We start from the raw sequence: 23172 nt of genomic DNA, 5'->3' as shown, positions 1-23172 counted from the left end.
TGTGCCAACCAAGGTTGGCACCTACCAAAGCGCGAGCCGGCCAGCGTGCGGGGCGCGGCCCCCTGCCTAGCGGCTGCCGTTATCTTCCTGCAGTTCCTTTTTGAACGGGATGTCCGGCGGCGGTCGCGCCACGGCCGGCTGGTCCTGCATGTTCGGGTTGGTCAGCCCACAGCCGCCGCCCGCCTGCAGGATCGAGATCACGCAGGAAATCTTCGAGTTCGTACCCGGCAATGGAATCTCCATCGCCTTGATGCCCTTGCGCACCCATTCGGCCAACAGCGATTCCTGCGGCACCCAGTACTTGTCGAACGAGGTGGGTGTGTAGTCGTACGGTGGTCGCTTCAACCAGGTGCCCGATTGCGCAATGCGTTCCTTGCTCCAGCCATCGTTGGCGCCACCGGGCGCACCGCGCTCGGCACGACCCTCGCCTTCCTGGCCCGGCACGCGCACGCTGCCATCGGCATTGAACAGGCCACTGCCCTTGCCGGTGGTGCTGGCCTGGCGGGCGCCCTTGTCGGCGCCGTCATGGTTGCGGTTCGATGCGCCCCAGTCATCACCCTTGGCGGGCGTGGCCCAGTTGCCCGGATTGGGCGCCGGGCGCGCCCCAGCCTGAGCCGGGGTCGTGCTGGATGCAGCAGGCCGCGCAGTACTGCTGTTCGCCTGCGTCGCGCTGCCATTGGCTGCCGGCGCGGGCGTTGCCGCGGGTGCATTCCCACTGGAAGACGATGGGGCTGCCGCCGGTGCCGAGGCTACTTCGCGCTCGCGCACCTGTACGTCACGACCCGCCGGCGCATGCACCGCCGGTTCACGACCGGCGACGGTTGCCATCCGCACCTGCGGATCGACCACCGCCTGCACTTCACGCTCGCGCACCTGCACGTCCCGCTGCGGCACGCGCACCTGCACGTCGGCCGTGCGCAGCGGCTGCGGCACAACCGGCGCGTCGACCGTACTGACTTCGCGCTCCTGCACCTGGATCTCGCGCAACTGCGGCGATCGCACCGCAACCTCAGGCGCCTGCACCGTAGTGGGCGTCGGCGTTGCCTGCACCGGCTGCACGCTGCGCTCGCGTACCGAGCGCGTGGTATCGCGCGGCACGATGCTGACTTCGGTGCGCGGCACGCTGACCGGAGGCACCACGAAATCGGTGCTGGCCTGGGCTACTTCGGTAGCCTGCACCGGCGACGGCGGCGGCGCGGCAACCGGTGCGGGGTCGGCTTCGGCCGGCGGCGACGGCGCGCTGGCTGTCGGTGCTGGAGCCGGTGCGGGTGCGGGCGACGACGCGGCCGCAGGACGCGGCTCAGGTGCAGTCGCTGCCCCTGCTTCCTGGCCGACGGCAACCTGGCCGGCCGGTGCCGCCGCAGCCGCCTCGGCACCCGGCTGATCGCCCCCGCCTTCCTGTGTGGCGCGTCCCACGAATTCCACCTGCACACGCTCGCCTTCGGCACCGTCCTGCTCCGGCTCGGTGGTGCGGATCACGGCGACCCACAGCAACAGTACGAAGAACAGCAGGTGCAGCAGCGCACTGGCCAGTGCCGAGATCCAACGCATCCAGCGCTGGTCGCGCGGCGCCGCATCCCAGTCCTGCCAGAACAGGCGGCGCAGCGCCTGCCAGGGGGACAACGCAGGCAACCGCCCGGGCGGGCCAGGCAGCGGGCGCGGCAGCAGTACCGCAATCACTTCGCGGGCATGCAACGGCCGCGACAGCGGGCCCAGCGAGCGCAGCCACAGCGCCCAGCCGTACGGCAGGCGCGTGGTTTTTTCGAGGACGGCGCTTGGCTGCTGGCGGGCCAGCAGCAGGTCGATGAGTTGCTCGGCCCGGGTCAGAGGCACGCGTCAGCGATCAGGCGGCGTTGCCGCGAGGAATATACGGCGCGTGGCCACTGTCGTGGTCGGTCGCGTCACGCACAGCGGTCACGCCCGGCACGCGGCCCATCAGGGTCTTCTCGATACCCTGCTTGAGGGTCACATCGGCCATGCCACAGCCCTGGCAACCACCACCGAAGCGCAGCAGCACTACGCCTTCAGCCGAGACTTCCTGCACCGCCACCTTGCCGCCATGCGACGCCAGCTGCGGGTTGATTTCATTTTCCACCACCCAGTGCACGCGCTCCACCAGCGAGGCGGCATCACCGGGCGCTTCGCCCTTGATGCGCGGTGCCTTGATGGTCAGCTGCTGGGCGCCCGCGGTACCGGCGACGATGTCGATCTCGGCACCGTCAAGCCAACCCACGCTGGCTGCATCGACGTAGAGGGTGAAGCCATCGCAGTCCACCGCCCACTCGTCACCAAGCAGGTCGCTCGGCTCGGCGAACTCCAGCCGGGCATCGGCGCGCGGGGTACCGGGATCGACCGCGCTCAGGCGCACGCCCATGCCGGGCGCGCCCTCGCGTTCGATCAGCTTGCGGAAATGGGTCTGGGCAGTGTCGGAGATCTGGATCATCAGGCTATTCTAGCCAAGTAAGCGTCAGCCGCTCATTCGGTTTATACACCGTCCGGCGCATTGTTCAGTCAACACGAGGTGGAGATTCCCATGGCCGACCTGATTCCGCTGGCCCAGGCCCGTTGCGTGCCGCGCAAAGGCAGCGACCACAAGCTCGGCGAAGCCCGCCTGGCCGAACTGTTGCCGCAGGTTCCCGGCTGGGAGCTGAGCGAGGGAGGCCAGGCGCTGCTGCGCACCTTCCGCTTCAAGAACTACTACGCCACCATGGCCTTCGTGAACGCGCTGGCCTGGATTGCCCACCACGAGGACCATCACCCGGACCTGGGCGTGCACTACGACCGCGCGGTCGTGCGCTTTTCCACCCACGACGTGGGCGGCCTGAGCGAAAACGACTTCATCTGCGCGGCCAAGACTTCGGCCCTGACGGAGCAACTGCCATGAACGTACGCCTGCTGAGCCTGTCCCTGATCGCTGCGACCGGCCTGGCCGGTTGTGGCGCGTCCGAACCGGCGGCCCCGCCCCCGCCGCCGCCGACTGAAGTGGCTGCGGTTAAGACGCCGCCGCCGCAGTACCCGCTGGAACTGGCCTGCATGGGCGTGGGGGGTACCAGCACCTTCAAGGTGACCATCGGTACCGACGGCAAGCCCAGCGAGGTCGCCCTGCTGACCGGCGCCGGCAACCCGCAACTGGACGAGCTGGCCAAGACCGCCGTGCAGGGCTGGCAGTTCAACGCCGCCACCCGCAATGGCCAGCCGGTGCCCGCCACCATCCAGGTGCCGGTCAGCTTCAACCCGCCGCAGCCGAAGCCAGACCAGTGCTTCGCGATTGAAGAACGCCTGCGCCGCGGCGGCTGATCGCCCGCACCCGACGAGGCCAGCCGACGCCCGCCTCGCCCTTGCCGCCCCGGCCCTGTCCGGGGCGGTTGTCTGTTGACCAGGATCGCGTCGGTACATGCTGCAGATTCCCCCCGAAAATGTCTGGATCGCGCTGGCGGTCACCCTCGCGGCCGGCCTCGCCACCGCCATCGGCAGCCTGCTGGTGCTGTTCTCGCGCCGGCCCAATCCGCGCCTGCTGGCGTTCGGCCTGGCCTTCGCCGGTGGTGCGATGGTCTATGTGTCGCTGTCGGAGATCCTCAACAAGTCCATTGCCTCGTTCGCGCTGGCCTATGGCGAGCGCACCGGCTTCACCTACGGCACCCTGGCCTTCCTGCTCGGCGTGATCGTGATCGTGCTGATCGATCACTTCATCCCCAACCCGCATGACAGCCTGGACAAGCAGGACCCGGCGTTCCGCGAGAACAGCCGCGAGTACCTGAAGCGGGTCGCCCTGCTGACCTCGATCGCGATCACCGCGCACAATTTCCCGGAAGGGCTGGCAACGTTCTTCGCGACGCTGGAGAGCCCGTCGGTGGGCATGCCGCTTGCCTTCGCCATTGCCATCCACAACATTCCCGAGGGCATCGCCATTGCGGTGCCGGTGTACTTCGCCACCCAGAACAAGTTCTACGCATTCAGCGCCAGCCTGCTGTCGGGCCTGGCCGAACCGGTGGGCGCGGCGCTTGGCTACTGGCTGCTGTCCGGATCACTGTCGCACGCCACCTTCGGCTGGGTGTTCGGGCTGATCGCCGGTGTGATGGTGTTCCTGGCGCTGGATGAGCTGCTGCCGGCGGCCAAGCGCTATGCCAAGGGCCACGAGACGGTGTATGGACTGGTGGCAGGCATGGGCACGCTGGCGATCAGCCTGGTGCTGTTCAAGTGGTGAGGGGTTTGCGGCCCACTCCGTAAAGTCGAGCTTGCTCGATGGGCTTTCCGCGCGACCCTACCGAAGCGCAGTCGAGCATGGCTCGATTCCACAGGGGGAGACGCCGGGCATGGCCCGGCGCTACCTTCAGCGAAGCCGGTCCAGCGCCTCGACCAACTCATCAGCCAGCGGCGCGTTCAGCACATACGGTGTCTTGCCCGCGTCCAGCGCGAACTCCAGCGACGCAGCGTGCAGGAACAGGCGTTTCAGCCCGATCTGCTCACGAAGCCGCTTGTTGACCGCAGGATCGCCGTATTTGTCGTCACCGGCCACCGGGTGCCCCAGATGCTGGGCATGCACGCGGATCTGGTGGGTGCGGCCGGTTTCGATGCGCACCTCGCAGTAGGAATGGCCGCCGCGGCGCTCAAGCACCCGGAAGTGGCTGATCGATTCCTTGCCGATCGCATTGACCTGCACATGGCGCTCGCCGCCCTGGCGCAGGCCCACGTGCAGAGGCGCGTCGACCGTCATCACACCGTCGGGCATGCGCCCGGCCAGCAGGGTCAGGTAGCGCTTGCGGATGCCGGCGCCATGGTCTTCACGCAGCAGCGCCTGCAGTTCGCTCAGCGCCGAGCGCTTCTTGGCCACGATCAGCAGGCCCGAGGTGTCGCGATCCAACCGGTGGACCAGCTCCAGGGTCTGGCCCGGGCGCAGGGCGCGCAGGGTCTCGATGGCGCCGAAGCTGATGCCGCTGCCACCGTGGCTGGCCACGCCGGTCGGCTTGTTCAGGGCCAGCAGGCGGGCATCCTCGAAGACGATGGCCTGCTCCAGGCGGCGCATGAACGCCTCCGGCGGGCCGGCCTTGTCTCCCTCTTCAGTGAGACGAACCGGCGGCACACGCACCTCATCGCCCGCTTCCAGCTTCCGCTCGGCCTTGGCACGGCCGCCATTCACGCGCACCTGGCCGCTGCGCACCAGCTTGTAGACCAGGCTGCGCGGAGCGCCTTTCAGCTGGCCCAGCAGGAAATTGTCCAGGCGCTGGCCGGCGCGGTCGGCGGGAACGGTGATCATGCGCACGGAAGGCTTGTCGCCAGCGGGCTTGGTGGGGTCTTGGGCGGTCATCAGGCTGTTTATTCTGTTACACTCGGGGGGCGATATAAGGGATTGATTTCGTTGGAAGTTACTCAGGGCCAGAAGCCCAGCTTCCGACGAATCCGGCACAGTGCGCGACCACCGCCCGCGGGGCGGCCATGTTAGCGGCTCACCGGCCTTCCCGGCCATCGCCGGATGTCTGACACACAACCGTGCTGAACATGTCCCGCGTGGCGCTCCAGCCTGGCTGACAGCTGCCTGCGGCCTTGTAACACCCCAAAACCCATAAGAGTGAAGCGCTCCCGCGGCCTGCCGTGGTGTCGTAGCGCTGGAAACCCAAGCCGCCCTCCCCGCGCTTGCGCGAATGGGCGGCGAACCGTGTCCAGAGGCGAAACCCCATGGCGTTCCGCGCGGTAGCCGCTTGCGAGGAACGCAACAATGAAGCGAATGCTGATCAACGCCACGCAGGCTGAAGAGCTGCGTGTTGCCATCGTGGATGGCCAGTCGTTGTATGACATCGACATCGAACAGCCGTCGAAGGAACAGAAGAAGTCCAACATCTACAAGGGCCGGATCTTCCGCATCGAGCCCTCGCTGGAAGCGGCCTTCGTTGAGTACGGTGGCGGCCGCCATGGCTTCCTGCCGCTGAAGGAAATCTCCCGCGACTATTTCCAGGCCGGTGTCGACCACAACAAGGCCGGCATCCGCGAGCTGCTGAGGGAAGGCCAGGAAATCGTTGTCCAGGTCGACAAGGAAGAGCGCGGCAACAAGGGCGCTGCCCTGACCACGTTCATCTCGCTGGCCGGCCGCTACATGGTGCTGATGCCGAACTCGCCCAGCGCGGGCGGTGTCTCCCGTCGCATCGAAGGCGAGGACCGGGCCGCCCTGAAGGACGCCCTGGACAAGCTGAACATCCCCGACGACATGGGCGTGATCATCCGCACCGCCGGCGTCGGCCGCGATGCCGAAGAGCTGCAGTGGGATCTGGACTACCTGCTCAACGTCTGGCGCGCGATCGCCGAAGCGGCCCTGAGCAAGCCGGCCCCCTTCCTGATCTACCAGGAATCGCGCCTGATCGTGCGCGCCCTCCGTGACTACCTGCGCGCCGACATCGGCGAGATCCTGGTGGACACCGAGGAGATGTACGAGCACGCCAAGGAGTTCATGCAGCAGGTGATGCCGCAGACCCTGCGCAAGCTCAAGCATTACAAGGACGACATCCCGCTGTTCAACCGCTTCCAGATCGAATCGCAGATCGAGGGCGCCTACGAGCGCAACGTGCGCCTGCCGTCGGGTGGTTCGATCGTGGTCGACCAGACCGAAGCGCTGACCGCCGTCGACGTCAACTCCTCGCGCGCCACCAAGGGCAGCGACATCGAGGACACCGCGTTCCAGACCAACCTGGAAGCGGCTGAGGAAGTGGCCCGCCAGCTGCGCCTGCGCGACCTGGGTGGCCTGGTGGTCATCGATTTCATCGACATGGCCTCCAACAAGCACCAGCGTGAGGTCGAAAACCGCCTCGCCAACGCGCTGAAGTACGACCGTGCACGCGTGCAGGTCGGCCGCATCTCGCGCTTCGGCCTGCTGGAAATGAGCCGCCAGCGCCTGCGCCCGAGCCTGGGCGAGTCGAGCCAGATCGTCTGCCCGCGTTGCGACGGCCACGGCCGCATGCGCAGCGTCGAGTCGCTGTCGCTGTCGATCATCCGCGTCGCTGAAGAGCATGCGATGAAGGAGAACACCGGGCAGGTGCTGGTACAGGCCCCGGTGGAGATCGCCAATTACCTGCTGAACGAGAAGCGCAGCGCCCTGCGCGAGATCGAGCAGCGCCACGAGGCGCCGATCGTGATCGTCGCCGATGAGCAGCTGCACACCCCGCACTACGCCGTCACCCGCCTGCGCGACAACGAGCTGGGCGAGGAAAGTGGCAGGCCGAGTTACCAGCGCGGCACCCCGCGCAAGCTGCCGGTTCACGCGCTGACCAAGGGCCAGCTGAACATTCCGCCGCCGATGGTGACCCAGGTCAAGCACAACTCCCCCGCCCCGGTGCGTGAGGAAGTGGAGCCGGCTGCAGCCCCGGCTCCGGCACCAGTGGCCGCAGTCGCTCCGGCCGCAGCCGCCAGTGGTGGCGTCGTCGGCTGGCTGAAGCGCATCTTTGGCGGCGAGCCGGCACCGGCGCCCGCACCGGCTCCGGCCGCACGCCAGCCGCAACAGGACGGTGGCCGCCGTGACCGCAACAAGGATCGCAACAAGGACCGCAAGGACCGTCGCGATGACAGCCGCGGCAACGGCAATGCGCAGCAGCAGAAGGACGGCGGCAACCGCAAGGACCGCGGTGAGCAGCGCAAGGACGGCCGCCAGGGTGGCAACGGCGCCAATCCTGGCACTGGTAATGCCCAGCAGCCGCAGCAGGGCAAGCAGAAGGATCAGCAGAAGGACGGCCAGCAGCAGCCGCAGCAGAACAAGCAGCGCAACGAGCCGCAGGCCCAGAACCCGCAGCAGCAGCAGCCGAAGCTGAAGCAACCCCGGCAGCCGCGTCCGCAGCAGGACGGCGACAAGCCGGCCGAAAAGCCGCAGCGCAACGCCGCCGAAGCCGCTGCTGAAGTGGCAACCGCGGCCGCCGCGGTGACCGCGACGGCGGCCGTCGCCAATACCGTGACCGCGCAGGAAGCCACTGCACCGGTTGCACCGGTTGCCACTGCCGCTCCGGTGGACGCTGCCCCGGTGGTCGACACCGCCATGGCCGCAGGCGCCGAGGCTGAAGCTGCTGTCGTGACCGGTGAAGAGGCTGCGGCCGAGGCCACGGGCGACCAGACTGGCGAGGGCGCGAGCCGTCGTCGTCGTGGCCGTCGTGGTGGCCGCCGCCGCCGCCGCGGTGGCGCCGAGAACGCCACCGGCAATGACGCCTTGGGCGACGATCAGGACGACGGTGACGAAGGCGATGACGCTGACGGCACCGAACCGAACGTCGGCAACACCGGCGAGGCCGCTCCGGTCGGCGTCAGCCAGCTGACCCGTTCGCAGCCGGAGTTCGATTTCGACGACGAGGCCGAACCGGCCGCCGTCGAAGCAGAGAAGCCGGCCCGCGCCGCCGCAGCTGTCGTGGCCGCGCCGGTCGCGGTGGTAAGCAGCGCCGTGGTCGAGGCCGCCGTTCCGGCCGTCGCCGAGACCGCAGACCCGGTTGAGACCATTGCCAAGTCCGAAACGGCATCCTCGCCGGTGCAGACCAGCATGCTCGACGCCATCGACGCAGCAACCCCGGCACAGCCGGTCGCCGTTGCCGCCCCGGTGGCAGAAGTAAAGCCGGTCGTGGAAGAGGTCGCTCCGGTGATCGAAGCGAAGCCGGTGGTGGTTGAAGCCGCTCCGGTGGTCGAGTCGAAGCCGGCGGTGGTTGAAGCCGCTCCGGTGGTCGAGTCGAAGCCGGCCATGGTTGAAGCCGCTCCGGTGGCTGAAGCGAAGCCGATCGTGGTTGAAGCTGCCGCGGCGGTTGAAGCGCCGCAGGTCGTCGAGACCGCGCCGATCGCTGAACAGCCGGTCGCTGCGGTAGTGGTGGAAGCCGCACCGGTGGAAGCCGCTGCACCGGTCGCCGAGGCGGTGGTGACGCCGTCGATCGACCCGGTCGCCGATGGCCACACCGACGCTGCCGCCCAGGCTGCTGAAGCCAAGACCGACGAAGAAGACGAAGAAGCCGCCAAGCGCACGCCGCCGGCGAACTGATCGATCTTTGATCGCGTGAAAACCAAACGGCGGGGATCGATGATCCCCGTCGTTTTTGTTTGTGCGTTGGGTAGAGGCCGACCCTGGTCGGCGCTGTTGGTTCGTGCCAACCAAGGTTGGCACCTACCGAAGCGTGTCTGCGTCAGGGTTTCGGCGCGAACTGCAGGCGGGTCCACACGCCGTAGTGGTCCGAGGCCCAGCGGCCGCTGTCGTCGGGCTGATCGAACAGAATCCTCGCCTCGCGCGCCACCATTTCATCCTGCTGAAAGAAGATGTGATCGATCCGCGATGGCGCCTGGTAATAGTGGCGGTTGAGCGTACTGACCCCGGCCAGGTCGGTGTTGACATGCACGCTGCCGTAGCTGTCGCCGTAGTGGCTGCGCAGTTCGCTCAGATCGCCGGCATCCACCAGCGCGTTGAAATCGCCTGCGATCACCACCGGTGCCGCAGCGGAAGTGGCCGTGATGAAGCGCAGCAGATCCTCCACCTGGGTGCGACGGACGCGTTGGCCGCTTTCATCGCTGCGCTCATTGAGATGGGTGGCATAGACGTTCACCGGTCTGCCATCGACGTCGATGCGCAGATGGGCGACGGTGCGGTAGTCATCCAGTGGCAGCAGCAGGTGATCGTTCCGGGCCAGCACCGGGCGCCGGGTCAGCAGCGCATTGCCATAGCGCTTCGGGGCCCCGACCGGATCGGTGGAAACGAACAGATACGTGTAGCCGAGCTGGCTGGCCAGCCACTGCGCCTGGTTGCGCAGGGTGCGGCGCTGGATCACCTCCTGCAGGGCAATCGCATCGGGCTGCAGGCGCTTGAGTTCGGCAACGATGCTGCGCCGGCGGCTCGGCCAGTCCTCGCGATCATGATGCAGATTGAAGGTGACCATGCTCATGCCCGACGCATGGGCGGTATCGGCCGGCAACGTCGTTGCCGGCGTTGCCGCCGCCATCGTGAAGCCTGGCAGTGCCAACGCGACGGCCAGCCCAAGGGCACGCACGACCGTGCGCGCCCTCGCCCCCTGTTGTTTCATCGTTACTGTCCCTTGCGTTCTGCGCGGCGCACCGCGCTTGGCACTTCAATCTCGACCCGCGCAGGCAACTGGTGCACGTGCAGTTCCTTGTTGACCCACTCGGCCGTTTCGCCGTTGATGGTCGCCTCGCCCGGATCACCCGCGTATGGCCATGGCAGCACCACGCCACCGACCGGCGGTACCAGGCCCGGCTGCACGTCCAGCACCAGCTGCTTTTCGCTGCGCTGCAGGCGATAGTTGAGCTGGCCCTGCGGTGTGCGCAGGCCCTGCACGGCAATGCCCTCGCCCTGCAGCCACGCGCTCGGCACGCCCGCGGCCAGCACCAGCGCGTCGTCCATGTCGCGGTGGTAAGCAAACATGTCCAGCGCCGAGCGCACGAAGTCCGAGGCCACCCAGGCATGCGGCAGGTCGCCGACGAAGAACGGCTTGCGCGGCGTACGCGAGACCACTTCGGCCCACTGGTTCCAGGCCTGCGGCGCGCGATCCTTGAAGAAGAACTCGGTGGCCTGCCAGGCACGGTCGCGCCAGCCCAGGCGTACGAACGCGGCCACGTTGCGCCATTCGTAAGGCGTGTAGTCCTTCCACTCGCGCTTGCCGTCACGGCGGGCGACGAACTCCTTCCAGTAGCGCTCGAAGGTCGCCTCCAGCGCCTGCTGTGGCAGCCGGTCCTGCTCGCCGCCCGGGGCCAGTGCGATGGTGGTCGAGGTCGCGTCGAAGTCGCCCAGCTCGGCCGAGCCCGGGAGATAGTCGATGTTGTGCTGCTGCATCGCCGACAGCAGCGACGCCTGCAGGTCGTCGCGGAACTGGTCGCGCGATTCGGCAATCTGCATCGCTTCAACCTTGCCCAGCTGGGTGGCCAGCTGCGCCGCATCCTTGTAGCCACGCAGCGCCCAGAAGTTGTCCCAGTACGAGTGCATCGGCTTGGCCGAGTAACCCTCATGGCTGATCGACGCCGGCATCATCCCGTAGAAGGCCGGATTGCGCGCACGGTTCTCGTCGGTGCGCTCACTGGCGCGCAGCTGCTCCATGTAGGTGTAGGCGCCCTGTACGTGCGGCCACATCAGTTCCACGAAAGTGCTGTCGCCGGTGTAGCGGCCGTACTCGGCGATGCTGTAGATCAACTCGCCGTGGCTGTCGTTTTCCGGCACCGGGTCGCTGCCGCGCGCGTCGACGCAGCACGGCACCTTGCCATTCTCGAACTGGTAGGGCGCGTACCAGTTGATGTAGTCGCGCACGGCATCGCTGCGACCCATGCGCAGCAGGCCTTCGGAAATCATCGCGCCGTCTCGGATCCAGCTGCGTGCATATGACCGCGTGCCCGGCTGCAGGCGCGGGCCAACACGAGAGATCAGCATGTGCGCGACCGCGGTGCGGAGGGTGTCGACCAGCGCTTGGCCGGCAGCCGGCACCTGCAGCGACACCACGCCCAGTTTCTGCCGCCACTTTTCAGCCACCTGGGCCTGGGCCTTGGCCACGTCCAGTGCCTGCGGCGCCCAACCACCGGTCTGCGGCAGTACCACCGCCACTTCGCGGCTCTGGCCGGGCTCCAGCCTGATCGTATACATCAGCGCGCCCGACGCCATGCCGGTGCTGTCCTTCACCGTCGTGGTGGCCGGATACTTTCCCTCCGCCAGATGCATCGCATCCAGCTTGCCGTCGAAGGTGCTGGCGAAGCGTGCGTCCGGCACCTGCAGCGGATAGATGCGCGGCTCACCATTGATCCGCACCAGCTGCTCGCCGACATCCAGCGCATCGATGCGGCTGAAGCCACCGACGGTGTTGAGGAACTGTGTCGGCGGGTTGACCTGCCAGGGGCGGATCGCCAGCGCCAGGGTGTACTCGTGCGCGACCTTGTCCGGGTTGCTGAGACGATAGCGACCGATCAGCTGCGCGCGCTCGGGAGTGCCCTGCACGAAGCTGGTTACCGCCAGGCCGGCCTTCTCATGTACCCAATCGACGTTGGCGATCGGCAGGTAGTGGTCCTGCAGCGATTGGGTGATGGCGACCTTGGACCAGTCCAGCAGCTTGCCATCGAGGCGGATGAACGGCTCGATGCTGAAGCTGCCCTTGGCCGGCTCCAGTGCGCCGTCCTCGCTGATCAGCGCCTGCTCCTGGCCGCCATCGAGGCCCAGCAGGGTCCAGTACGGCTGCTCGCCCACGTAGGCACGCGGCAGCGACCCGCGCGGCAGGTCGGCGGCCACCGAAGACAGGAATGCGTTCGGGGTCGCGGCGAAGGCCAACGGCTTGAGCGCGATGTCACGGATGCCGTAGCGCCAGTTCGGGCCATCCTGCAGGTCGAAGCGCACGTAGCGTGCATCGGTATCCGGCAGCGCCAGCCAATCACGGCCACCGGCACCACTGGTCACCTCACGCACGGTGCGCCAGTCACGGCCATCCTCGGAGGTGCGCACGGTGTAGCGGCGGGCCTCCAGGTTCGGCAACCAGTCGATCACCGCGCCACCGATCTCGCGGCTCTTGTGCAGGTCCAGGCTGATGGTCTGCTGCTTGACCCCGCCACTGATCCAGAAGGTATCGCTCCTGCCATCGATCATGCGGTCCTGCAGCGCCATCGCGGTATCTGCGATCACCGACGGCACCAGCGCCGAATCATCCTGCGGTGGCAGGCCCTGCAGGGTCAGCTTGTCGAAGCACACCGTGCCGCGCCCACCGACCTTGCTGTAGAGGGTGAACTCCACCGCCGCGCTGCGCGACATCTCCTTCTCGGGCGACGGCCCCCAGGCCTTGTCGATCTGGCGGCGGCGATACTCGACCGGTGTCCATGTCTTGGGGAAGGCGTAGCCAGGACGGTTGACCCACCAGACGTTATCGCCGCTGGCGTCGATCAGCTTGAACTGCAGGTCGTTGCCCGGCGAGTCACCGCGCAGCTGGAAGCCAAAACGATAGTTGACCGGGTATTCGATGTTCAGCGCGCGACGGATGCCGACGTAGCCGGAGACGTTGTGGAAGTCGTAATCCAGGCACAGCGCGCGGCCGCCGCCGGCACCGCTGACCGGCCGCAGCGAACCGCTGACCTGGTCGGACAGCACCAGCTTCCAGGCACTGATGTCGTCGAAGTCGTCCAGCACCTTCGGCGCCGGCAGCGCCGGAGGTGCGGCGATCGCCAGGGAGGTCCACAACAGGCCCAGTCCAACGGCGATCGCTCGCTTCATCCTTTGACGCTCCCCAGCAACAGACCTTGGATGTAGTACCGCTGCAGCACCAGGAACAGCGCCAGCACCGGAACCACGGTGACCACCGCGCCGGCCATCATCATTTCCACGTCCATGATGTGCTCGCGCGAGAGGGTGGCCAGCGCCACCGGCAAAGTGTAGTGCTCCTGGTCAGTCAGCACGATCAACGGCCACATGAAATCGTTCCATGCGCCCATGAAGGTGAAGATGGCCAGGGTCACCAGCACCGGCTTGAGCATCGGCAGCACGATCTGGAAGAAGATGCGCAACTCCCCTGCCCCATCGATGCGCGCTGCTTCCAGCAGTTCGTCAGGGATCGAACGCGCGTACTGGCGGACCAGGAAGATGCCGAACACGCTGGCCAGCGCCGGCACGATCACGCCGCCGAAGCTGTTGACCAGGCCGAGCTGCTTCATCAGCAGGAACAGCGGCAGCATCGCCACCTGTGCCGGGATCACCAGTGCGGCCATCAACACCTGGAACAGGCGTTCGCGGCCGACGAAGTTCAGCTTGGCGAACGCATAGCCGGCCATGGTGTTGAGCAGCAGCGAGCCGAGGGTGATGCCCACCGACACCAGCAGGCTGTTGGCGAAGTTGCCACCCATGCCGGTGCGCGCGAACAACTCATGGTAGTTGCGCGTGGTGATGCTGGACGGCAGCAACGGAGGCGGGAAGTGGGTCGCCTCGCCCTGCGGCATGAAGGAGACCGAGAGCATCCACAGCAGCGGTGCCAGGCTGACCAGGGCCAGCACAAGCAACGCACCATTGATCAACCACGGATACCAGCGCGACTGGCCGATTTCACGACTCATACCAACTGCCTCTTGCGGCCGAAACGCAGCATCACGGTGGTCACCGCCAGGATGATCAGGAACAGCAGGAACGCCACTGCGGAGGCGCGTCCCAGGTTCCACCACTTGAAGCCTTCCTCGAACATGAAATACAGCACGCTGACGGTGCTCTGCAGTGGGTCGCCGCGGGTCATCACGTAGGGCTCTGCGAACAGCTGGAAGTAGCCGGACACGGTGATCACGCCGACCACCAGCAGCACCGGGCCGAGCATCGGCAGGGTGATGTGCAGGAACTGCTTCCAGCGCGAGGCACCGTCGATGCGGGCGGCCTCGTACAGGTCATGCGGGATCGCCTGCAGGCCCGCCAGGAAGATCACCATGTTGTAGCCGAAGTTCTTCCACACCGCGAACAGCATGATGGTCGGCATCGCCCAGTTGGGATCGCCCAGCCAGTCGATCGGACTGATGCCCAGATGCCCCAGACCGTAGTTCACCAGACCGTAGCTGGTATGGAACAGGTAGCGCCAGATCACCGCCACCGCCACCAGCGTGGTCACCACCGGCGCGAACAGCGCGGTACGGAACAACGCCTTGAAGCGCGCGGCCGGTGCATTCAGCAGCATCGCCGCGCCCAGCGACACGCCGATCGACAACGGCACGCCGATCAGCACGAAGTAGGTCGTGTTCCACAGCGACTTCCAGAACATCGGCGTCTGCAGCAAGTCGACATAGTTGCCCAGGCCGACGAAGCGCAGGTTGCTGCTGTCAGCCAGGGCATACAGGTCGAAGTCGGTCACGCTCAGCGCCAGCGCCGAGGCGACCGGCAGGCCGAAGAACATGCCCAGCACGATCAGCGAGGGACCGGCAAAGATCCAGCCGGCAAGTGAAGTACGTTTCATTGCGCGCTCCCGGCGGCCACGGCACTGCTCGATTGCGGCGACGGCACGCGCTGCTGCAGGCGTTGTTGTTCATGCATCCAGCGGCGCTTGGCCAGCACCTTGTCCACGCGCTGGTCCAGTTCTTCCACGGCCTTGTCCTGCGGCAGGCCGCCGCGCACCACCTTCTCGGTGACGATGCGCATTTCCTGCACGATGCGCTCCCATTCAAGCACCTTCGGCGTCGGCTTGACCCGTTCCAACTGGTCACGGAACGCAGCAGCCAGCGGATCGTTGGCCAGCGAAGGCGCGTTCCAGGTGCTGCGGCGTGGCGGCAGGTCGCCGATGATCGAATGGAAGCGCGCCTGGATTTCCGGCCGCGACAGGAACTCGATCAGCTTCCACGACGCTTCCTTCTGCTGCGACTTGCGGAAGATCACCAGGCTTGTGCCACCGGCAATACCGGCGCCCGGGCCATCCGGGCCCGGCAGCGCGGCGGTGCCCCACTGCCCTTCCAGTTCCTTCGGCTGCAGCTTCTTGAACTCGCGGATGTTCCAGGGGCCGGAAATGTAGAACACGTTGAAGCCACGGAAGAACTCGTCCCAGACGTTGGAGATCTGCGTCTCGGACATCTTCGGCGCCCAGCCCTGCTCGAACATGTTGGCGTAGAAGGCCAGCGTGCGACGGAAACCGGGGCTGGCGAAGTTGCCGCGGGTGTCATCGTCGCGCAGCAGCGGATCAGGCTGCTGCAGCGCCAGCGACAGCTGCTGCTCGAACTCGTTGATCGGCATCAGCACCGCATAGCGGCTCGGGCCCTGCATTCGCTTGATTGCCGCCATCTGCTCGTCCCACTCCTGCCACGTGCGCGGCGGGTGGTCATAGCCGGCTTTGGCCAGCAGGTCCTTGCGGTAGTAGATCAGGCGCGTATCGACGTACCACGGCACGCCGACCAGTTCACCGTGGATCACGTTGGTATCCCAGATGCCCTGGAAATAGTCCTTCGGGTCGACCACGGCCGAACGCTGCACGAACGGCTGCAGCGGCGTCAGCGCGTCGAGTTCGGCGAACTCCGGCACCCAGGTGTTGCCGAGCTGGCACACGTCCGGCAGGCCGTCGGCGGCGAACGCGGTCAGCAGCTTCTCGTGCGCGGCCGTCCACGGGATGTTCTGCACATCCACCTTGATACCGGGGTTCTCGGCCTCGAATTCGTGGATCAATTCGCTGACCACCTCGGCTTCGCGCCCCATCGCCCAGAAGCGCACGGTGGTGGTGCCCGGCTCGGTGCGGGCGCAGCCGGCCACGGCCAATGCGGCCAGGGCAGGCAGCGCCCAGCGGCGCAGGCGGTCGATCCAGTTCGGCATCAGGTTACTTGCCCTGGCCTGTGGTGCGGTTGGCATTGTTCTTCTGTTCCTGCGCGGCAGCCGCGCGTGATTCGGCGATACCCACCGCGCGTGCCGCCGCGGCCTTTTCGTCTTTCTGCAGTTCCAGCGGCTGGAAGGAGCCTTCCGGCGCCAGCCAGCCACCGTTGAACCCGGCCCGCTCCAGGCCCTTGCGGATGTACGGGTTCTTCTTCATCACTTCCCAGACAAAGTCATCGCGGTAGTTGGCGATCATGGTCAGGATCGGGCCCTGGTCGATGGCGATGTAGTCGCTGGCGACCCAGCCCCGATCCGGCACCAGGCGACCGGTCTTGATCGGGATGTCGTAGTTGAAGCTGGGGTTGAACGAATCCAGGAAGCCGTAGCTGGAATAGATGTAGTCGCCAAAGCGCTTGTGCATCTCCAGCGTGGCCGGGATCACCTGCTCGGGGGCGAACACCACCGACGCGATCGCAGCGGTGGGAGCGATGGTGCCGTCATCGAAGTTCTCGCGCAGGCCAGCGCCGCGCGAGGAGTAATGGCGGAACTGGCGCTGCTCGCCGCGATAGTCCTGGGTGGTGTTCTGCGGTCCGTCGCTGGCAGTCAGGCCCCACACGTTCTCGCCGTACTCCTTCCACTGCATGGGGTTGGCGATGGCGTATTCGCGTTGGGCCAGCGCGGCCGAGCGGCTGTTGAGGAAATAAGTGCTGCCGCGCTCGCGCATGTACGCGTCCTGGATGTCGCGGAAGTCGATCCAGACGTGGCTGTACTGGTGGCCGAACAACGGGCCGAATGACAGGTATTCCTGGCCCTGGTACACGCCCCAGTCGTTGTCATAGGTACGCGTCCACACGGTCCACGCATCCGGGCTGACCGGATGCGTCGGCGAGCCCAGGGCGAGGATGTAGACCATCATCGCCTCGTTGTAGCCCATCCAGTCGTGGTCGATGAAGCCGCTCTCCGGGAACCAGCCCATCGAGATCAGCGGTGCACGCTGCTGCAGCCACGGCCAGTCGACCTTCTTGTACAGCGTGTCGGCGATCTGGCGGATCTCCTTCTCGCGCGGATCGTCGCCGTCGTAGTACGACTGCGCGAACAACACGCCCATCATCAGCAGTGCGGTATCCACCGAGGACAGTTCGACCCAGCTGTCGTAGCGGCGGCCTTCCTGCATGTCCAGGAAGTGGTAGTAGAAGCCCTTGTAGCCGGCCTTGCCGGTGCGCTGCGGGCCCATCGGCACGTCGCGGAAGAACTTCAGGGTGGTCAGCGTGCGGTCGATGGCCTGGTTGCGGCTGACCCAACCGTTCTCGATGCCGATCGGATAGGCAGTCAGCGCGAAGCCAACCGAGGCGATGCTGGCAAACGGCCTCGACGGGTAACGGTCCGGGGTCAGGCCGTTGATTTCGTTGGTGGTGTCCCAGAAGAACTGGAAGGTACGGCGTTCGATGTCATCGAAAAGCGGCGGCAGCACCGGCTTCATCGGCCGCGGTGGCGCGTCGGCCTCGATCAGGATCACCTGCGGCTGAGGCTTGGCAGGCTCCTGCTGGGCCGGCTGGCAGGCAGCAACGACCAGGCTCAACGCTGCGGCGGACAACAGATGGCGTGCCAGCATGGCGCGATTTCTCCGGTGGTCTGATCGATGGGAAAGCATACCGTCCAATGATCTGAAATCGTTTACAAGATGCGTTCTTAAAAAACCACGAAAAACGTGGTTTGACACCGCGATCATTGCCCACGCCGCTGCCCCCTGGCCGGCAGCGGCGTGGGCAATGGACCGGCACCGGGCCGGCCATTGCCGTTTTTTCATCCTGCCGATGCCGCCGGCGGACCGGCGGCATCGGGTATTGCTTCAGGCGGATCGGCTTAGAAGCGGAAGCCCACTTCCGCCTTGACCTGGCGCGGGGTACCGATGACGTCGCCGGTCTCGTTGTAGCTCACCAGCAGCTTGCCGTCCTGCTTGACGTAGTTCAGGTTCGAGAAGTTGTCGAAGTTGAGCACGTTGATGATGTCGATACGCGCGTACAGCTCGGTATCGCCAGCCAGCTTGAAGGTCTTGGTCGCCTGCAGATCCAGCGAGCGGTAGCCGAAGATCTTGCCACCGAGCAGGAAGCGGCCATTGCCACCCGGAGTACCGGCGGCCGGCGTCGGCAGGCAGTTGGCGGTGCCCGCCTGGGCGATGCAGGACCAGTCGTTGCCCGGCGTCGGCGTGGCCAGGGTCAGCTTGCCACCGAAGGTGATGCCCCAGAAGCCATCATACGAACCGGTCACCACCAGGCGGTGACGCGGCGCGCCGTTGGACTTGATGGTCGGGTATTCACCAATGGTGCCGCGATCGAACGAGTAATGCTCGTTGATGTTGCGGTTGTGACGCGCGTTGGTCCAGGTGTAGGCGATCGAAGTGCCCCAGCCGCTTTCCTTGCTGTACGGCTTCTGCGCCGACAGCAGGACCTGGGTCGATCGGGTCTTGATGCCCTGCTGGCCGATGATCAGGCTGCCGAAGCCCGGAATGTTGCAGTTCCACGGCTGGCCATAGGTCGGCTCCTTGGCACCACACAGCATCTGGTTGTCAAAGAAGTTGCCGTTGTTGAAGCGGTTGCCCAGGGTGAAGGCAAAGCCGTCATAGGTCAGCGTGCGGGAGATCGTGGCATCGGTCAGCCACTCGCCGAACTGGTTGCTCATGCCCAGGCTGAACTGGTCGGCGTACGGCACCTTCATGTTGTTGTTCAGCAGATCGACCTCCATGCCTTCATTGCTGGTGGCCCCCAGCAGTGCCTGCACGTTCTCGATGCCGTTCAGCAGGTTCGGGTTCCAGTCAAAGCACGGCGTCTGGCCATACATGCAGTTGCCGGTGGCCGGGTTGCGGAAATACACGGTCGGCTGCGGCAGCGCCAGCTTGGTGGTTTCCAGTGCCAGGTTGTCGAACAGGTCGCGGTCATAGGAACGGCCGGCGCCACCATGGAACACGTGTCGTTCGTCGGCATTGACGTCATACGAGAAGCCCAGGCGCGGCTGCCAGGCATTCTTGAAATTCTTGCGGTTGTGGCCGGTGCTGATGTAGTCGTTGACGTTCAATCCGCTGAGCGCCAGCGTCTGCGCGTAGGTCTGGGACACGCCCACCGGCGCGTTCGGATCCTGCGAGAACAGCGCTTTCACGACTTCCGGCGGGGTCACGAAATCGGTATAGACCGGATTCTTTTCGTAATCCCAGCGCAGGCCGATGTTCAGCTGCAGGTGATCGTTGACCTGCCAGTCATCCTGGATGAACAGACCAATCTGCTTGACCTTGGCGCGCACTTCAGACTGCACGCCGGTGACACCGGTGCTGGCCTTGGTGAACTGGGCCTTGTACGGCGTGCCCGACGGGAACGCCGGGTTGTCGATGGTGTAGGAGAACTGCGGATTGATCTGCGCCGCGTCGGAGGCGTACAGGTCGATCTGTTTGTACTTGGCCCCCATCTTGATGGTGTGGTCGCCGGCCCACTGCAGGCCATCGAGGGTCAGGTTGTCCTCGATCGCCCAGCCCTTCTGGCCCTTCACCTGCGAGGCGAAGGCATCGGCTGCGCCGACCTGGACAAGGGTCTTCTCCTGCGGACGGTTGGCGTCCGAGTCACCGAAATCCGGTGCGGTGTAGATGATGCCGTTGCCAAAGCTCAGCGGCAGCGGGTTGTTGAAGGCCTCTTCATGGGTGACCATCAGCTCGTTGTAGAAGCGCTCACCGCTGTGGTTCCAGCGCAGGGCGTAACGGCGGTCGGTGTTGTCAACGACCTTGCCGTGAACCTTTGCGGTCTGACCACTGAACTGCTGCTGGGTCTCGTCGCGGTCCTGGAAAGTCAGTTCGATGCGATCGTTGTCGGTCGGCTCGAAGTCGATCTTGGCGAAGATCAGGTCCTGCTGGAACGGCTGGCTGGCCGGGCCGAGGCCAGCGGCGCCGTCAGCCGGCAGCTTGGCGGCAGCGGGCGTCACTGCGCCGTCCGGTGCAATGGTCACCGGCAGGTCGAAGCGCTTGGCTTCATAGGTGACGAAGAAGTGGGCCTTGTCCTGGATGATCGGGCCACCCAAGGCGAAGCCATATTCCTTCTCGGCCGATTCTTCCTTGCTCTTGCCCGGCTGGCGTTCGGCCGGGGTCATCGCGCGCATGCTGTCGTTGGTGTAACGGTAGAAGGTTTCACCCTTGAACTCGTTGGTACCGGACTTGGTGGCGGCGGTGATCGCTGCACTGGACACCTGGCCGTACTCGGCCTTGTAGTTGCCGGTGATGACCTTGTATTCACCGATGGCCAGCTGCGGGAACGGATTGCCTGCGCTTCCGGACTGGCCGGAGATGCCGCCGCCCTTGACGTAGCTCTTCTGGCCCACGCCATCGATGTAGACGTTGGTGCCATCGGAATTGGTGGCGCCGCCGCGCAGCGAGGTGTTGCCCTTGGCATCGCGGGTGAAGATCATGCCCGGCACCGCGTCGGCGAACTCCAGGAAGTTGCGCGACACCTGCGGGGTGGTCTGGATCTGCTGCAGGCTGACAGTCTTGCCGACTTCAGAGGTGCGCACTTCCTGCAGCAGGGTCGGCGCAACAACGTTGACGGTGTCCAAGTTGGTGGCCGCGGTCGCGCCGGGGGTGCTGCTGGCGGCGTCGGCAAAGTTCAGGGTGGCGGTCGAGGCCACGGTGACGGTGACCTTCTGGGCCTGGCCGTTAGCGACCACGTTGTAGGTGCCCGGATCCAGGCCCATCAGCGAGTAGCTGCCATCGGCGCGGATGGTGCCGCGGCGGACGGTGCCGGTGGCCACGTTGGTGGCGGTGACTTCGGTGCCTGCCTGGGCGCCGGCAACCTGGCCGCGCAGGCTGGCGTTGGCCGACTGCGCCATGACGTTCGGAGCGGCGGCCAGCATCAGGCAACTGACCAGTGCGGTGCTCAGCAGCCGGCGTGCCGGCGTGCGGAAGGTGGTGTGCATCATCAACTCAATCTCCGGGTGGCGGTGACCGCTTGCGCGGTCCCTGCGATCAATCAAAAAAGAAGGAACGCCTCTGGCTTCAATGGCCCGATGGCGGAGTGGTGGAATCGCGAACTATCAAGCGGGGAACCAGGGTCTGCTTGTCCCCTGTCCCGTCCGTGGAGGTGCCGTCCATCAACTGCAGCAGGCGCGTCATGGCCCGGTCGCCGAGCTCGGCGATGCTGACCTGCATGGTGGTCAGCGACGGGTGGACGAAACGCGCCAGCGGAATGTCATCGAAACCCGCCAGCGCGACATCGGACGGGACCTGGACACCGGCCTGCGTGAACGCATACAGGCAGCCCAGGGCCATCATGTCGTTGGCCGCGAATACGGCATCGGGCAGCGCTCCGGCTGCCAGCAACTCCTGACCGGCGCGGTGGCCGGAAGCTTCGTCGAAATCACCGGGCAGCTCGATGCCTTCGGCGCCACTGCCAAAAGCCGCCAGCGCGTCACGGAAGCCACGCAGGCGCTCGCGCGCGTCGAAGTTGAGGTCCGGGCCAGAAATGAAGGCGATGCGGCGGTGACCGGCCTCGAGCAGGTGGCGGGTCATCGCCATCGCACCAGCATGGTCGTCGATGCTCAACACCGGATGGTCCTGACCGGGCAGATAGGTGTTGATCAACACCGTCGGCAACGACTGCGGCAGGTTGTCGGTCAGGAAGCCCGGACTCTCGGCATAAGGCGAGAGCACCAGCAGGCCATCGACGCGGCCGCGCATGGCGCGCAGGGCGGCGCCCTGCTGTTCCTGGTCGCCGTGGTAGCTGGACACCAGCAGGTGCTGGCGACGGCTACGGGCAACGTTGTCGATGCCGCGCATCAACTCGGAGAAGAATTCACCGTACAGGTCCGGCAGCACCACCCCCACCGTATTGGTGCGGCGGCTGCTCAGGCTGCGGGCGGCGGCGTGCGGGGTGTAACGCAGCCGTGCGGCGACCTCCAGCACAAGCTGGCGGACCGGTTCGGCGACATTTTCATGCCCGTTGAGCGCGCGGGAAACCGTGGCCACGGAGACCCGGGCTTCGCGTGCGACGTCTTTGATTGTGATAGCTGCCTTGTTCACGAAGCCGCCCTCCACGGCTTGGACCTACCAGCATTGGCGCGGAATGTAAGCGTTTCCATCTGGGCTTGTAAACAGTCCGTTAGGCGAATGTCCCGAAATGGACATGGAAATCTGTCTGCGCCGGCCCCTGCGGGGACCGGCCAGGACAGCGTGGGACAAGGCCTCAGCCCTGTTCTGACGGGGTCAGCGCACGGATGGACAGCGCGTGGATATCCGTCTCCATCATCGCTCCCAGCGCGGCGTAGACCGCGCGGTGACGGGCCAGCGGGCCCAGCCCGGCGAACCGATCACTGACCACATGCACGTTGAAATGGCCACGACCGTCGCGGGCGCCGGCATGGCCAGCATGGCGATGGCTGTCGTCCTCGATTTCGAGCACGATCGGGGCCAACGCTTGTTGCAGCGCATCACGAATCCGCTCGATCCGTTCCGCGTTCACGGCAGCACCTTGCGGAACGGCCGCACCTGCACATGGGTGTAGACACCTGCCGCCACGTAGGGGTCGGCATCGGCCCAGGCCTGCGCCTGCGGCAACGAATCGAACTGGGCAATCACCAACGAGCCACTGAAACCGGCCGGGCCCGGGTCTTCGCTGTCCACCGCCGGGCAAGGCCCGGCCAACAGGAGGCGACCTTCGTCGCGCAGCGCGTGCAGCCGCGCCAGGTGTTCCGGCCGCGCCTGCAGTCGTTGCGCCAGGACATCCTGGCCGTCATACCCTTCGATCACATACCACACCGGCATTTCCTCGCTCGCGTTGTCGGTGCGCTGATTCTAGCCAATGCGGCCCCTGCCCCGGTCGCAGCTGGACACTGGCGCGGCAAAGGCTTACTCTAGACTCCATTGCACGTGGCTGGATGCAGCAGCCCGTCGGTTTTTGCGGCCAACGCAG

17 protein-coding genes are annotated in these 23172 nt (G+C 66.0%); 4 read left to right on the top strand and 13 right to left on the bottom strand.

Annotation, left to right across the window (positions count from 1 at the left end; translation table 11 throughout):
- Window positions 1–66: 66 nt before the first annotated feature.
- Both V9K93_RS12545 and V9K93_RS12540 read right to left on the bottom strand, forming a co-directional pair.
- Window positions 67–1833, bottom strand: coding sequence for a hypothetical protein (locus V9K93_RS12545; protein ID WP_337302643.1), 1767 nt, complete (start codon window positions 1831–1833; stop codon window positions 67–69).
- Window positions 1834–1843: 10 nt separating this feature from the next.
- Complete coding sequence (locus V9K93_RS12540) at window positions 1844–2443, bottom strand: NfuA family Fe-S biogenesis protein (RefSeq protein WP_006377738.1); 600 nt, start codon at window positions 2441–2443, stop codon at window positions 1844–1846.
- Window positions 2444–2533: 90 nt separating this feature from the next.
- On the opposite strand from V9K93_RS12540, the gene V9K93_RS12535 reads away from it, so the two are divergent.
- The 3 genes from V9K93_RS12535 (at window position 2534) to zupT (ending at window position 4204) form a co-directional block, all read left to right on the top strand.
- Complete coding sequence (locus V9K93_RS12535) at window positions 2534–2884, top strand: 4a-hydroxytetrahydrobiopterin dehydratase (protein WP_006377739.1); 351 nt, start codon at window positions 2534–2536, stop codon at window positions 2882–2884.
- Complete coding sequence (locus V9K93_RS12530) at window positions 2881–3297, top strand: energy transducer TonB (RefSeq protein WP_046984361.1); 417 nt, start codon at window positions 2881–2883, stop codon at window positions 3295–3297. The genes V9K93_RS12535 and V9K93_RS12530 overlap by 4 nt, the downstream gene beginning before the upstream one ends.
- A gap of 97 nt (window positions 3298–3394) precedes the next feature.
- A complete protein-coding gene (gene zupT / locus V9K93_RS12525; RefSeq protein ID WP_006456115.1) occupies window positions 3395–4204 on the top strand; it encodes a zinc transporter ZupT in 810 nt (269 codons plus the stop codon).
- A 126-nt stretch (window positions 4205–4330) separates the two neighbouring features.
- On the opposite strand, the gene V9K93_RS12520 is transcribed toward zupT, so the two are convergent.
- Window positions 4331–5305 (bottom strand): RluA family pseudouridine synthase, encoded by a 975-nt coding sequence (locus V9K93_RS12520; protein ID WP_046984362.1) that lies wholly within the window; start codon window positions 5303–5305, stop codon window positions 4331–4333.
- 408 nt (window positions 5306–5713) lie between these two features.
- Between V9K93_RS12520 and V9K93_RS12515 the strand changes: the two genes are divergently transcribed.
- Window positions 5714–8989 (top strand): Rne/Rng family ribonuclease, encoded by a 3276-nt coding sequence (locus tag V9K93_RS12515; RefSeq protein ID WP_295380588.1) that lies wholly within the window; start codon window positions 5714–5716, stop codon window positions 8987–8989.
- A 142-nt stretch (window positions 8990–9131) separates the two neighbouring features.
- On the opposite strand, the gene V9K93_RS12510 is transcribed toward V9K93_RS12515, so the two are convergent.
- The 10 genes from V9K93_RS12510 to V9K93_RS12465 all read right to left on the bottom strand — a co-directional run bounded on the left by V9K93_RS12510 (window position 9132) and on the right by V9K93_RS12465 (window position 23018).
- The gene (locus V9K93_RS12510; protein ID WP_308517521.1) at window positions 9132–10019 is read right to left on the bottom strand and encodes an endonuclease/exonuclease/phosphatase family protein; all 888 of its coding nucleotides are present in this window, start codon (window positions 10017–10019) and stop codon (window positions 9132–9134) included.
- Window positions 10020–10021: 2 nt separating this feature from the next.
- Window positions 10022–13189 (bottom strand): discoidin domain-containing protein, encoded by a 3168-nt coding sequence (locus V9K93_RS12505; RefSeq protein ID WP_295380591.1) that lies wholly within the window; start codon window positions 13187–13189, stop codon window positions 10022–10024.
- Entirely contained in the window at window positions 13186–14022 is an 837-nt protein-coding gene (locus V9K93_RS12500) for a carbohydrate ABC transporter permease (protein WP_006378064.1), read from the bottom strand. Before V9K93_RS12500 ends, V9K93_RS12505 begins: the two co-directional genes overlap by 4 nt.
- On the bottom strand, window positions 14019–14900 hold the full coding sequence (locus tag V9K93_RS12495) for a carbohydrate ABC transporter permease (protein ID WP_046984366.1): 882 nt from the start codon (window positions 14898–14900) through the stop codon (window positions 14019–14021). Before V9K93_RS12495 ends, V9K93_RS12500 begins: the two co-directional genes overlap by 4 nt.
- Window positions 14897–16237, bottom strand: coding sequence for a sugar ABC transporter substrate-binding protein (locus V9K93_RS12490; protein ID WP_006378067.1), 1341 nt, complete (start codon window positions 16235–16237; stop codon window positions 14897–14899). Before V9K93_RS12490 ends, V9K93_RS12495 begins: the two co-directional genes overlap by 4 nt.
- A gap of 4 nt (window positions 16238–16241) precedes the next feature.
- Window positions 16242–17846, bottom strand: coding sequence for a glucoamylase family protein (locus V9K93_RS12485; RefSeq protein WP_046984367.1), 1605 nt, complete (start codon window positions 17844–17846; stop codon window positions 16242–16244).
- 251 nt (window positions 17847–18097) lie between these two features.
- A complete protein-coding gene (locus V9K93_RS12480; protein WP_046984368.1) occupies window positions 18098–21184 on the bottom strand; it encodes a TonB-dependent receptor in 3087 nt (1028 codons plus the stop codon).
- A gap of 76 nt (window positions 21185–21260) precedes the next feature.
- Window positions 21261–22298, bottom strand: a complete 1038-nt coding sequence (locus tag V9K93_RS12475; RefSeq protein ID WP_046984369.1) for a LacI family DNA-binding transcriptional regulator — start codon at window positions 22296–22298, stop codon at window positions 21261–21263.
- Window positions 22299–22446: 148 nt separating this feature from the next.
- The gene (locus V9K93_RS12470; RefSeq protein WP_046984370.1) at window positions 22447–22722 is read right to left on the bottom strand and encodes a BolA family protein; all 276 of its coding nucleotides are present in this window, start codon (window positions 22720–22722) and stop codon (window positions 22447–22449) included.
- The gene (locus V9K93_RS12465) at window positions 22719–23018 is read right to left on the bottom strand and encodes a YciI family protein (RefSeq protein ID WP_046984387.1); all 300 of its coding nucleotides are present in this window, start codon (window positions 23016–23018) and stop codon (window positions 22719–22721) included. The genes V9K93_RS12470 and V9K93_RS12465 overlap by 4 nt, the downstream gene beginning before the upstream one ends.
- Window positions 23019–23172 lie beyond the last annotated feature (154 nt).

The sequence above is a fragment of the Stenotrophomonas sp. CCNWLW162 genome, from assembly GCF_037203745.1.
GTDB classification, from domain to species: Bacteria; Pseudomonadota; Gammaproteobacteria; order Xanthomonadales; family Xanthomonadaceae; genus Stenotrophomonas; species Stenotrophomonas maltophilia_AQ.
This window is presented reverse-complemented; position numbering and strand designations above follow the sequence as displayed.

What these genes read in the sequence shown, in the direction of transcription:
- V9K93_RS12500 (WP_006378064.1), bottom strand. Translation starts at nt 14,022, where the DNA reads ATGAGTCGTGAAATCGGCCAGTCGCGCTGGTATCCGTGGTTGATCAAT.
- V9K93_RS12535 (WP_006377739.1), top strand. Translation starts at nt 2,534, where the DNA reads ATGGCCGACCTGATTCCGCTGGCCCAGGCCCGTTGCGTGCCGCGCAAA.
- V9K93_RS12530 (WP_046984361.1), top strand. Translation starts at nt 2,881, where the DNA reads ATGAACGTACGCCTGCTGAGCCTGTCCCTGATCGCTGCGACCGGCCTG.
- zupT (WP_006456115.1), top strand. Translation starts at nt 3,395, where the DNA reads ATGCTGCAGATTCCCCCCGAAAATGTCTGGATCGCGCTGGCGGTCACC.
- V9K93_RS12515 (WP_295380588.1), top strand. Translation starts at nt 5,714, where the DNA reads ATGAAGCGAATGCTGATCAACGCCACGCAGGCTGAAGAGCTGCGTGTT.
- V9K93_RS12485 (WP_046984367.1), bottom strand. Translation starts at nt 17,846, where the DNA reads ATGCTGGCACGCCATCTGTTGTCCGCCGCAGCGTTGAGCCTGGTCGTT.
- V9K93_RS12495 (WP_046984366.1), bottom strand. Translation starts at nt 14,900, where the DNA reads ATGAAACGTACTTCACTTGCCGGCTGGATCTTTGCCGGTCCCTCGCTG.
- V9K93_RS12490 (WP_006378067.1), bottom strand. Translation starts at nt 16,237, where the DNA reads ATGCCGAACTGGATCGACCGCCTGCGCCGCTGGGCGCTGCCTGCCCTG.
- V9K93_RS12540 (WP_006377738.1), bottom strand. Translation starts at nt 2,443, where the DNA reads ATGATCCAGATCTCCGACACTGCCCAGACCCATTTCCGCAAGCTGATC.
- V9K93_RS12510 (WP_308517521.1), bottom strand. Translation starts at nt 10,019, where the DNA reads ATGAAACAACAGGGGGCGAGGGCGCGCACGGTCGTGCGTGCCCTTGGG.
- V9K93_RS12480 (WP_046984368.1), bottom strand. Translation starts at nt 21,184, where the DNA reads ATGATGCACACCACCTTCCGCACGCCGGCACGCCGGCTGCTGAGCACC.
- V9K93_RS12520 (WP_046984362.1), bottom strand. Translation starts at nt 5,305, where the DNA reads ATGACCGCCCAAGACCCCACCAAGCCCGCTGGCGACAAGCCTTCCGTG.
- V9K93_RS12505 (WP_295380591.1), bottom strand. Translation starts at nt 13,189, where the DNA reads ATGAAGCGAGCGATCGCCGTTGGACTGGGCCTGTTGTGGACCTCCCTG.